The following is a 10,773-nucleotide window of genomic DNA, read 5'->3' as shown; positions in this document are numbered from 1 at the left end:
CTACGGGATCACCACCTTCACGACGCCGGTGAGGGCGATCTGGGCGAGGGAGAGGGGGACGAGGAGGGTCCAGGAGAGCTTCTGGAGCTGGTCCTCGCGCAGCCGGGGGTAGGTGACGCGGAGCCAGATCACGATGAAGGCGAGGACGGCGGTCTTCAGCAGCGTCCAGACCCAGCCGAGGCCGTCGGCTCCCCAGGGGCCGTGCCAGCCGCCCAGGAAGAGGACGGTGGTCAGGCCGCACAGGACGACGATCCCGGCGTACTCGGCGAGGAGGAAGAGGGCGAAGCGCAGGCCGGTGTACTCGGTGTACGCGCCGAAGATGATCTCCGAGTCGGCGACCGGCATGTCGAAGGGCGGGCGCTGGAGTTCCGCGAGGCCCGCGACGAAGAACACGATCGCGCCGACGATCTGCCAGGGCAGCCACCACCACTCGAAGGCGTTCAGGATGCCGGGGATGGACACCGTTCCGGCCGCCATCGCCACCGAGGCGGCGGTGAGCAGCATCGGGAGTTCGTAGGCGAGCAGCTGGGCGGCGGTGCGCAGACCGCCGAGGAGGGAGAACTTGTTCGCGCTGGCCCAGCCGGCCATGAGGGAGCCGAGGACACCGACGCCCATCACGGCGAGCACGAAGAAGACGCCCGCGTCGATCACCTCGCCGACCGCTCCCTCGCCGGGGCCGATCGGGATGGCGAGCAGCACCAGCAGGTACGGCAGCAGGGCGACGGCGGGGGCGAGCTGGAAGATGCGGCGGTCCGCTCCGGCGGGGACCACGTCCTCCTTCTGCGCGAACTTCACGCCGTCCGCGACGAGCTGGGCCCAGCCGTGGAAGCCGCCGGCGTACATGGGGCCGAGGCGGCCCTGCATGTGGGCCATCACCTTGTGCTCGGTCTGGCCGACCAGCAGCGGGAAGGTGAGGAAGACGCCGAAGACGACGAGAAGTCGCAGGGCGACGTCGAGCACGTCGTTCACCGCGGGCCTCCTGCGGGGTCTTCGGGGGTCTCTTCCGGGGTGCGGGTGCGTTCCGGGGTGGTTTCGGGGGTCGCGTCCGGAACGGTTCCGGGGGTCGCGTCCGGAGCGGTTCCGGGGGTTGCGTCCGGGGTGGCTCCGGATGTGCGTTCCGGGGCGGCTTCCGGGGCCGCGTCCGGCTTTTCCAGCCCAGGCGCGGGCTCGGGCTCGGGCGCGGGAACCGGCCCCCGCTCGGGCACTCGCGCGGGCCGGGACTCGGGCTTAGGCCGGGACTCGGGCTCAGGCGCCGGATCCGGACCAGGCGCTGGCGCGGGTTCGGGCTCGGGCCGGGACTCGGACTCAGGCCGGGACTCGGACTCGGGCGCCGGATCCGGCCCAGGCGCTGCCACGGCCACGGGCCCAGGCGCAGGCCGAGACTCGGGTTCGGGCTCGGGCCGGGACGCGGGCTCGGACTCAGGCCGGGACGCGGCCTCGGGCCGGGGCTCGGGCTTCGACGCGGGGTCCGGCTGCTTCGGGTGCGGCTCCGGCTCGCCGTCGAACGCCGGGCGGGCGTGGTGCCAGGGCGCGTCCGGGCTGCGGGGAGCCGCGGCGGGACGGGGCGCCGGAGCCTCCGGCACCGCCGGTGCCGGGCTCTGGGCACGCTGGGAGGCCGAGCCGCCGCTCGCGCTGCGGGCCCGCCTCGGCCGGGCCTCGGGGGCCTGCGGGACCGTCGGCGCACCGGCGCCGGCCGCCTCCTGGGGGGCGCGCTCCGTGGCCTCCGGGGTTCCCCCGGCCGCCGCACGCTGGGACGCCGAGCCCTGGGTCGCGCTCCGGGCGCGCCGCGGCCGGGCCGGCACCTCGGCGCCCGCACCGGCGCCCGCACCGGCACCGGGAGCCGCCGTCTGGCTCGCCGAGCCCTCCCCGGCCGTCCGGGTGCGCCGTACGGGCCGGTCGCCCGCGGCGGCCGGGCGGGCCGCGCCACGGGCCGGGCGGGCGGGGGCGGGCGGAAGCTGGCCCTTCAGGGGTCCCCACTCGTTGGGGTCGGGGACGCCGGGGGGCAGCATCTGACGGCGCTTGGGTCCGCCGTGCTCCGCCTCCCCCGGCTCCTTGGCGCCCGGCCATGCCTTGGCGACGCGGGCGGCGAGGACGAAGTCCTTGCGCAGCGGGTGGCCCTCGAAGTTCTCGGGGAGGAGGAGGTGGTCCAGGCCGGGATGACCGTCGAAGGACACGCCGAACATCTCGTGGGTCTCGCGCTCGTGCCAGGCGGCGCCCGCGTAGACGCCGACGGCGGAGGCGAGCCGGGGCGCCTCGTGGGGCACGGTGGTGCGCAGCAGCAGGCGGCGGACCGGGGACAGCGCGACGACGTGGGCCGTGACCCGGAAGCCGGTGCCGGGTTCGTCGACCGCGCTCAGCCAGTCGAAGTAGGTGCAGCCCAGCTCGTCGCGGGCGGTGCGCAGGGCCGCGGTCCAGGACTCCGGCGGGACGTCGACGGTCAGGACCTCGTAGGACTCCTCGGCGGTGGCCTCGGCGCCGAACAGTTCCCCGGCGGGGCCGGGCAGCCAGCCGACCGTGCTCATCACGCGCCTCCCTCGGCGGCGGACCCGCCGGCGGCCGGGGGCCGGACCGGTCCGCTCTGCAGGGCGGCGGTGGAGGGGCGGGCCGGCCGGGTGCCGTAGCGCTCGCCCAGCGACTCGCGGGCGATCTTCTCCTGGAGCTTGAGGATGCCCTGGAGCAGCGCCTCGGGGCGGGGCGGGCAGCCGGGGACGTAGACGTCGACGGGGATGATCTGGTCGACGCCCTTGGTGACGGAGTAGGAGTCCCAGTAGGGGCCGCCGCAGTTGCTGCACGCGCCGAAGGAGATGACGTACTTCGGCTCGGGCATCTGCTCGTACAGGCGCTTGACGGCGGGGGCCATCTTGTCGGTCACCGTGCCGGAGACGACCATGAGGTCCGCCTGGCGGGGGCCCGGGGCGAAGGGGATCACGCCGAGGCGGATGAAGTCGTGGCGGGCCATCGACGCGGCGATGAACTCGATGGCGCAGCAGGCGAGGCCGAAGTTGAAGACCCACAGGGAGTAGCGGCGGCCCCAGTTCAGGACCACCTTCATCGGCTCGGGCGCGAGGCGCGCCAGCGTGCCGAGGCGCTTCGGCTCGGGCAGCGGAACCGGCCCGGGGGTCGGCTCGGGGTCGGGCTTGGGGGTCACGTCCATGTCAGGACGCCCTTCTTGTACGCGTACAGCAGGCCCACGGCGAGGAAGCCGAGGAAGATGAACATCTCCACGAGGGTGGCGGCGCCGTAGCCGGGGTCGGCGAAGACCGTCGCCCAGGGGAACAGGAAGATCGAGTCGACGGCGAAGATCACGTACAGGAAGGCGTAGACGTAGTAGCGGACCTGGGTGTGGGCCCAGCCCTCACCGACGGGGTCGACGCCGCACTCGTAGGTCAGCAGTTTCTCCGGCGTGGGCACGACGGGGCGCAGCAGGCGGCCCGCGCCGAAGGCCACGGCGACGAAGAGCACGCCGACGGCGGCGAGCAGTCCGACGACGGAATAGGACTGGAAGTAGTCCGCCGCGACGACCACAGCCGGTTCGACGGTCGGTTCCCGCACGTCCGTCCCCTCGCTCCCTGAAACTCGACGTGACCTCGACGTTCTTCGAACAACTTAGAACAGAACCGCTGAAACCTTCCGCGTCCCGTTCGAACGGCGTTCGAACTCGAGTGATCTGTACGCAGGCGAGTCTAGGGCCTGTCAAGGAGGCGGTAAGCAGCCCGTCACACGTTGAGATGCGGGGGTGGGGTTTTCCCCCGCCCGGGCCGGGCGGCGCACCTCATGGCGCGACCGCACGCGGCCAGGCACGCTGACCCGTATGACCGAACACTTCCCGCCCGCGAGCCCGGCGCAGGCGGCGCCGCCCGGTGACGGCGGCGACCACCGCCCGCCACCGCCCCGTCTCGCCTACGACGTTCACACCTGGAAGGAGATCGCGCACCTCCTGGCCAATCTGCCGGTGTCCCTGCTGGGCTTCGTCTACGTGGTCACGGCCCTGTCCACCAGCGCCTTCCTGACCGTCACGGTGGTCGGGTTCCCGCTCCTCGCGGCCGGACTGCTCGGCGCGCGGCTGCTCGGCAAGCTGGAGCGGGCGCGGGCCCGGGCGCTGCTCGGGATACGGATCGACGAACCGAGCCCGTTGCCGCTGCGCGCGCGCCGGGGTGGCGGTGAGGGCTTCTTCCCGCACCTGTGGATGACGCTGAAGGACCCGGTCGGCTGGCGGACCGTCCTCTACGAACTCATCCGGCTGCCCTGGGGAGTCCTCACCTTCACCATCGCGCTGGCCTCGCTGTTCGTGGCGTGGCCGGTACTGCCGTTCATCGCGCGGGGCCTCGCCAACGCCGACCGGGCGATGGTGCGCGGGCTGCTGTCGCCCTCCGACGAGCTGGAGCGGCGCATCGCCGAACTGGAGTCCGACCGGGGGGTCGTGGTCGACACGGCCGCGGCCGATCTGCGCCGCATCGAGCGCGACCTGCACGACGGGGCGCAGGCCCGGCTGGTCGCGCTGGCCATGGGACTGGGCCTGGCCAAGGAGAAGCTGCTGGAGGACCCGGACGCGGCGGCGGCGATGGTCGACGAGGCGCACGGCGAGGTGAAGCTGGCGCTCCAGGAGCTGCGGGACCTGGCACGCGGCATCCACCCGGCCGTCCTCACCGACCGCGGCCTGGACGCGGCGCTCTCCGCGGTCGCCTCCCGCTGCACGGTGCCCGTGAAGGTGACGGTCGACCTGGACGAGCGGCCCGCCGAGGCCATCGAGGGCATCGCCTACTTCACCGTCTCCGAGCTGCTGCAGAACGTCAGCAAGCACAGCGGGGCGGCGTCCGCCTCCGTCGAGGTGTGGCGGTCGGAGACCCGGCTGCTCATCCAGGTGCACGACGACGGCCGCGGCGGTGCGCGGCTGGACGCCGGGAGCGGGCTGCGGGGGCTGTCGGAGCGGCTGGACGCCGTGGACGGGCTGTTCGTCGTCGACTCGCCGGAGGGCGGGCCGACCGTGGTCACGGCCGAGCTGCCGTGGCGGGACCGGCCGGCGGCCGCGCGGACGTGACGGCGCACGGCGCTCCACGGGCGGGCCGGGGGTAGGGAAAACCCCCCTCCCAAGAGGCCGACGGACTCCATGGCTCGCGAGGGCGCCGCCCGGCAGGGTGGAGAGCACGACACACAGGGCGATCCGGGACGAGCAGAACGGGACGACGCAGATGGCCACGGAGTACGGGCACGGGTACGGGTACGGACGGGAGGACCGGGGAGTGCGCGGGGCGCGGCTGCCCGCCGGGCTCCGGGCGCCGTTCGAGGCGCGCAGCTGGCGGGAGCTCGGGTACGTCCTGCTCGGCCTGCCGATCGGCATACTGCTCTTCACCTACGCCGTCACCATGGTCTCCCTCGGCGCGGGGTTGCTGGTGACCTTCCTCGGGGTGCCCGTGCTGGCGGCCGGGCTCGCCGGGTGCCGGGGGCTCGGCGCGCTGGAGCGCACGCGGGCGCGGGCGCTGCTCGGCATGCGGGTGGCCGACCCCGAGCCGCTGAGGGTGCGCAAGGACGGCGCGATGGGCTGGATGGTGGCGGTCCTCAGGAGCGGCACGTCCTGGCGGCACCTGCTCTACGCGGTGCTGCACTTCCCGTGGGCGGTGTTCTCGTTCGGCGTGGCGGTGTCCTTCTGGGCGTACGGGTGGGCGCTGCTGACGTATCCGCTGTGGTTCTGGGTGTTCCCCCTGTACGGCGGGCAGGGCGGGCTGCAGCTGTACGGCGACGAGAACCACCGGATCTACCTCGACAACCCCTTCGAGATCACCGTCACCGCACTGGTGGGGCTGCTGTTCACGCTGGCCACGCCGTGGATCGTACGGGCGCTCACGTCGGTCGACCGGCTGCTGGTGCACAGCCTGCTCGGGCCGTCGCGGCTGGCGTCGCGGGTGGTGGAGCTGGAGTCCGACCGCGGGGTCGTGGTCGACACGGCCGCTGCCGATCTGCGGCGCATCGAGCGCGACCTGCACGACGGCGCCCAGGCCCGGCTGGTCGCGCTCGCCATGGATCTGGGCCTGGCGAAGGAGAAGCTGGCGCAGGATCCGCAGGCGGCGGCGCGGATGGTGGACGAGGCGCACGGCGAGGTGAAGACCGCGCTGCAGGAGCTGCGGGACCTGGCACGCGGCATCCACCCGGCCGTCCTCACCGACCGCGGCCTGGACGCGGCGCTCTCCGCGGTCGCCTCGCGCTGCGCGGTGCCGGTGCGGGTGGAGGTCGATCTGCCGTCGCGGCCTGCGGCGGCGATCGAGGGCATCGCCTACTTCACCGTCTCCGAGCTGCTGCAGAACGTCAGCAAGCACAGCGGGGCCCGGTCGGCGTCCGTGGACGTGTGGCGGTCGGAGAACCGGCTGATGCTCCAGGTCGTGGACGACGGGGTGGGCGGTGCCGACGCCCGTGCCGGCTCCGGGCTGGCGGGCCTCGCGGAACGCCTCGACGCGGTGGACGGCATCCTGGTCGTGGACTCCCCGGCCGGCGGCCCCACCCGGGTCACGGCCGAACTCCCCTGGCGCGGTTAGCGCCCGCCGGGCGCGCCGGGCGGCGCCCGGCGTGAGCCGCGCACGCCCGGTGCGCACGGGCGTCCGGCCCGTCCGGCGGACGCCGGCCGCATCAAGACCTGCCTAAACCTGTCACCTCCCCCACCGCCCGCCCCGATTGCTGGGATGCTGGTCCCGTACAGATCGCGGCGGGTCGGCTGGGGGCCAAAGGCGTGGAGGACAGGGTGCGGGTGGTCATCGCCGAGGATTCGGTGTTGCTCAGGGAGGGGCTCACCCGGTTGCTGACCGACCGTGGGCACGAGGTCGTCGCCGGTGTCGCGGACGCGGAGGCCCTGATCAAGACCATGGCCGAGCTGTCCGCCGAGGACGCGTTGCCCGATGTGGTCGTCGCCGACGTGCGGATGCCGCCGACCCACACCGACGAGGGCGTGCGCGCGGCCGTGCAGCTGCGCAAGGCGCATCCGGGGCTCGGCGTGCTGGTGCTCTCGCAGTACGTGGAGGAGCGCTACGCCACCGAGCTGCTGGCCGGATCCAGCCGGGGGGTCGGGTATCTGCTGAAGGACCGGGTAGCCGAGGTGCGTGAGTTCGTGGACGCGGTGGTGCGGGTCGCCCGGGGCGGTACGGCACTCGACCCGGAGGTCGTCGCCCAGCTGCTCGGCCGCAGCCGCAAGCAGGACGTGCTCGCGGGGCTCACACCCAGGGAGCGCGAGGTGCTGGGGCTGATGGCGGAGGGGCGGACGAACTCCGCCATCGCGCGGCAGCTCGTGGTGAGCGACGGCGCGGTGGAGAAGCACGTCAGCAACATCTTCCTGAAGCTCGGGCTGTCCCCGAGCGAGGGCGATCACCGGCGGGTCCTCGCCGTTTTGACGTATCTCAATTCCTAATTCTCACGCCTGGTGGGGGGCGGTGGCGGTCAGGTGCCAGTCAGGCGTCCGGACGGGTCGTACGGCGGTACGCGCCGGTGGTCTTCGTGCGCATTACCGAAGGCGCGGACCACTCACGGTCGTAGGGTTGATCCTGGGAACGCCTGCGGAAGGCCGCTCCCCGACAGCCGCCTCGAGGGAGGTCCAGTTCAGTGACGAGCCAGGTCAGTAGCCCAGCGGAGCAGGCCGACGGAGCCGTGGTCGGAGAGCAGCGCAAACCGGCGGGGACGAAGGACGTCCGCCGGCTCGACCGAGTGATCATCAGGTTCGCGGGGGACTCGGGTGACGGCATGCAGCTCACCGGTGACCGTTTCACCTCCGAGACCGCGTCCTTCGGCAACGACCTGTCGACGCTGCCGAACTTCCCGGCCGAGATCCGGGCGCCCGCCGGCACCCTCCCCGGTGTCTCCTCGTTCCAGCTGCACTTCGCCGACCACGACATCCTGACCCCGGGCGACGCGCCGAACGTGCTGGTCGCGATGAACCCGGCGGCCCTCAAGGCCAACGTGGGCGATCTGCCGCGCGGCGCGGAGATCATCGTCAACACGGACGAGTTCACCAAGCGGGCGATGCAGAAGGTGGGGTACCAGGCGAGCCCGCTGGAGGACGGCTCGCTGGACGGCTACAGCCTGCACCCGGTGCCGCTCACCACGCTCACCGTGGAGGCCCTCAAGGACTTCGACCTCACCCGGAAGGAGGCGGAGCGCAGCAAGAACATGTTCGCGCTCGGTCTCCTGTCGTGGATGTACCACCGGCCGACCGAGGGCACCGAGCGGTTCCTGCGGACGAAGTTCGCGAAGAAACCGGACATCGCCGAGGCCAACATCGCCGCCTTCCGCGCGGGCTGGAACTTCGGCGAGACCACCGAGGACTTCGCGGTCTCCTACGAGGTCGCACCGGCCGCGCAGGCCTTCCCGGTGGGCACCTACCGGAACATCTCCGGGAACCTGGCCCTCTCCTACGGCCTGATCGCCGCGTCCCGGCAGGCGGATCTGCCGCTGTTCCTGGGTTCCTACCCGATCACCCCGGCCTCCGACATCCTGCACGAGCTGAGCAAGCACAAGAACTTCGGGGTGCGCACCTTCCAGGCCGAGGACGAGATCGCCGGGATCGGCGCCGCGCTGGGCGCGGCCTTCGGCGGCTCGCTGGCGGTGACCACGACGAGCGGCCCCGGTGTGGCGCTGAAGTCGGAGACGATCGGTCTCGCCGTCTCGCTGGAGCTGCCGCTGCTGATCGTGGACATCCAGCGCGGCGGCCCGTCCACGGGCCTGCCCACCAAGACCGAGCAGGCCGACCTGCTCCAGGCGATGTACGGCCGCAACGGCGAGGCGCCGGTCCCGGTGGTGGCGCCGCGCACCCCGGCGGACTGCTTCGACGCCGCCCTGGACGCCGCGCGGATCGCGCTGACCTACCGGACCCCGGTCTTCCTGCTCTCCGACGGCTACCTGGCCAACGGTTCCGAGCCCTGGCGGATCCCGGAGCCGGACGAGCTGCCGGACCTCCAGGTGCGGTTCGCCCAGGCGCCCAACCACACCCTGGAGGACGGCAGCGAGACCTTCTGGCCGTACAAGCGCGACCCGCGGACCCTGGCCCGGCCGTGGGCGGTGCCCGGCACCCCGGGTCTGGAGCACCGGATCGGCGGCATCGAGAAGCAGGACGGCACGGGCAACATCTCCTACGACCCGGCCAACCACGACTTCATGGTCCGCACCCGGCAGGCCAAGGTCGACGGGATCGAGGTCCCCGACCTGGAGGTCGACGACCAGGACGGAGCCCGCACCCTCGTCCTCGGCTGGGGATCGACGTACGGTCCGATCACCGCCGCGGTGCGCCGGATCCGCAAGGAGGGCGGCCGCATCGCCCAGGCGCACCTGCGCCACCTGAACCCGTTCCCGCGCAACCTCGGCACCGTGCTGAAGGCGTACGACAAGGTCGTCGTCCCCGAGATGAACCTCGGCCAGCTCGCCACCCTCATCCGGGCGAAGTACCTGGTCGACGCGCGCCCGTACAACCAGGTCAACGGTATGCCGTTCAAGGCCGAGCAGCTGGCCCACGCCCTGAAGGAGGCCATCGATGACTGAGGCACTGCAGCTGGTCCCCAAGGCCGAGGCCAAGCAGTCCATGAAGGATTTCAAGTCCGACCAGGAGGTCCGCTGGTGCCCCGGGTGCGGTGACTACGCGATCCTCGCCGCCGTGCAGGGCTTCATGCCCGAGCTCGGCCTGGCGCGCGAGAACATCGTCTTCGTCTCCGGCATCGGCTGCTCCTCCCGCTTCCCGTACTACATGAACACCTACGGGATGCACTCCATCCACGGCCGTGCCCCGGCGATCGCGACGGGCCTCGCCGCGAGCAGGCGCGACCTGAGCGTGTGGGTGGTCACCGGTGACGGCGACGCCCTGTCCATCGGCGGCAACCACCTCATCCACGCGCTGCGGCGCAACGTGAACCTGAAGATCCTGCTGTTCAACAACCGGATCTACGGCCTCACGAAGGGCCAGTACAGCCCGACCTCCGAGGTCGGCAAGATCACCAAGTCGACGCCGATGGGCTCGCTGGACGCGCCGTTCAACCCGGTGTCGCTGGCGCTGGGCGCGGAGGCCTCCTTCGTGGCCCGTACGGTCGACTCGGACCGCAAGCACCTCACCGAGGTGCTGCGCCAGGCCGCCGCCCACCCGGGCACCGCCCTGGTCGAGATCTACCAGAACTGCAACATCTTCAACGACGGCGCCTTCGACGTCCTGAAGGACAAGCAGCGGGCGGAGGAGGCGGTGATCCGCCTGGAGCACGGGCAGCCGATCCGCTTCGGCGGCGCCCTGTCCAAGGGGGTCGTACGGGACCCGGCCACCGGCGATCTGAAGGTGGTCGAGGTGACCCCGGAGAACGAGGCCGACGTGCTCGTCCACGACGCGCACGCCGCCTCACCGACCACGGCGTTCGCGCTGTCCCGGCTGGCCGATCCGGACACCCTGCACAACACCCCGATCGGCGTCTTCCGCTCGGTGGAGCGTCCCGTCTACGACACGCTGATGTCCGACCAGCTCGACGCGGCCGTCGAGCAGAACGGCAAGGGCGACCTGGCCGCGCTGCTGGCCGGCGGGGACACCTGGACGGTCGTCGGCTGAGCCGCCCGCGCGACGCGCAGGCGACCTGTGAGGCCCGGGCTCCGGCCCGGGCCTCGTCGTATGCCGGGGGCGGGCGGACTCGCGGGGGCCGGGGCGGGGCCGGCGGTGTGCCCGGGCGGCCGGCACATGGCGCGGGGTGCGCCCCGGTGGCCGCGGCGCGGCTCGGGGGGTTGGTGTGCCCCGGTGGCCACGGCGCGGCTCGGGGGGTTGGTGTGCCCCGG

The 10,773-nt window shown here is 72.8% G+C and carries 9 protein-coding genes; 5 read left to right on the top strand and 4 right to left on the bottom strand.

The genetic code is table 11. The features are described 5' to 3' along the window. From SGLAU_RS19620 to SGLAU_RS19605, 4 genes are read right to left on the bottom strand one after another with little or no spacing between them, the layout of a single operon-like run. The gene (locus tag SGLAU_RS19620; RefSeq protein WP_043503251.1) at positions 1-969 is read right to left on the bottom strand and encodes a complex I subunit 1/NuoH family protein; all 969 of its coding nucleotides are present in this window, start codon (positions 967-969) and stop codon (positions 1-3) included. Beyond that, on the bottom strand, positions 966-2,522 hold the full coding sequence (locus tag SGLAU_RS19615; protein ID WP_043503250.1) for an NADH-quinone oxidoreductase subunit C: 1,557 nt from the start codon (positions 2,520-2,522) through the stop codon (positions 966-968). The genes SGLAU_RS19620 and SGLAU_RS19615 overlap by 4 nt, the downstream gene beginning before the upstream one ends. Further along, positions 2,522-3,154, bottom strand: a complete 633-nt coding sequence (locus tag SGLAU_RS19610; protein WP_043503249.1) for an NADH-quinone oxidoreductase subunit B — start codon at positions 3,152-3,154, stop codon at positions 2,522-2,524. The genes SGLAU_RS19615 and SGLAU_RS19610 overlap by 1 nt, the downstream gene beginning before the upstream one ends. Continuing rightward, positions 3,145-3,552, bottom strand: coding sequence for an NADH-quinone oxidoreductase subunit A (locus SGLAU_RS19605; protein ID WP_043503248.1), 408 nt, complete (start codon positions 3,550-3,552; stop codon positions 3,145-3,147). Before SGLAU_RS19605 ends, SGLAU_RS19610 begins: the two co-directional genes overlap by 10 nt. 259 nt (positions 3,553-3,811) lie before the next feature. Between SGLAU_RS19605 and SGLAU_RS19600 the strand changes: the two genes are divergently transcribed. From SGLAU_RS19600 to SGLAU_RS19580, 5 genes are all read left to right on the top strand, one after another. Continuing rightward, the gene (locus SGLAU_RS19600) at positions 3,812-5,038 is read left to right on the top strand and encodes a sensor histidine kinase (RefSeq protein ID WP_043503246.1); all 1,227 of its coding nucleotides are present in this window, start codon (positions 3,812-3,814) and stop codon (positions 5,036-5,038) included. Positions 5,039-5,189: 151 nt separating this feature from the next. Then, positions 5,190-6,527 (top strand): sensor histidine kinase, encoded by a 1,338-nt coding sequence (locus SGLAU_RS19595; protein ID WP_043506820.1) that lies wholly within the window; start codon positions 5,190-5,192, stop codon positions 6,525-6,527. Positions 6,528-6,718: 191 nt separating this feature from the next. Continuing rightward, positions 6,719-7,390 (top strand): response regulator transcription factor, encoded by a 672-nt coding sequence (locus tag SGLAU_RS19590; RefSeq protein WP_043503245.1) that lies wholly within the window; start codon positions 6,719-6,721, stop codon positions 7,388-7,390. A gap of 191 nt (positions 7,391-7,581) precedes the next feature. Continuing rightward, complete coding sequence (locus tag SGLAU_RS19585; RefSeq protein WP_043503242.1) at positions 7,582-9,510, top strand: 2-oxoacid:acceptor oxidoreductase subunit alpha; 1,929 nt, start codon at positions 7,582-7,584, stop codon at positions 9,508-9,510. Further along, on the top strand, positions 9,503-10,552 hold the full coding sequence (locus tag SGLAU_RS19580) for a 2-oxoacid:ferredoxin oxidoreductase subunit beta (protein WP_043503240.1): 1,050 nt from the start codon (positions 9,503-9,505) through the stop codon (positions 10,550-10,552). The genes SGLAU_RS19585 and SGLAU_RS19580 overlap by 8 nt, the downstream gene beginning before the upstream one ends. Positions 10,553-10,773: the final 221 nt, after the last annotated feature.

This window comes from Streptomyces glaucescens (assembly GCF_000761215.1).
GTDB classification, from domain to species: domain Bacteria; phylum Actinomycetota; class Actinomycetes; order Streptomycetales; family Streptomycetaceae; genus Streptomyces; species Streptomyces glaucescens_B.
The sequence above is the reverse complement of the archived record's forward strand: the minus strand, read 5'-3'. Positions and strand labels throughout refer to the sequence as shown.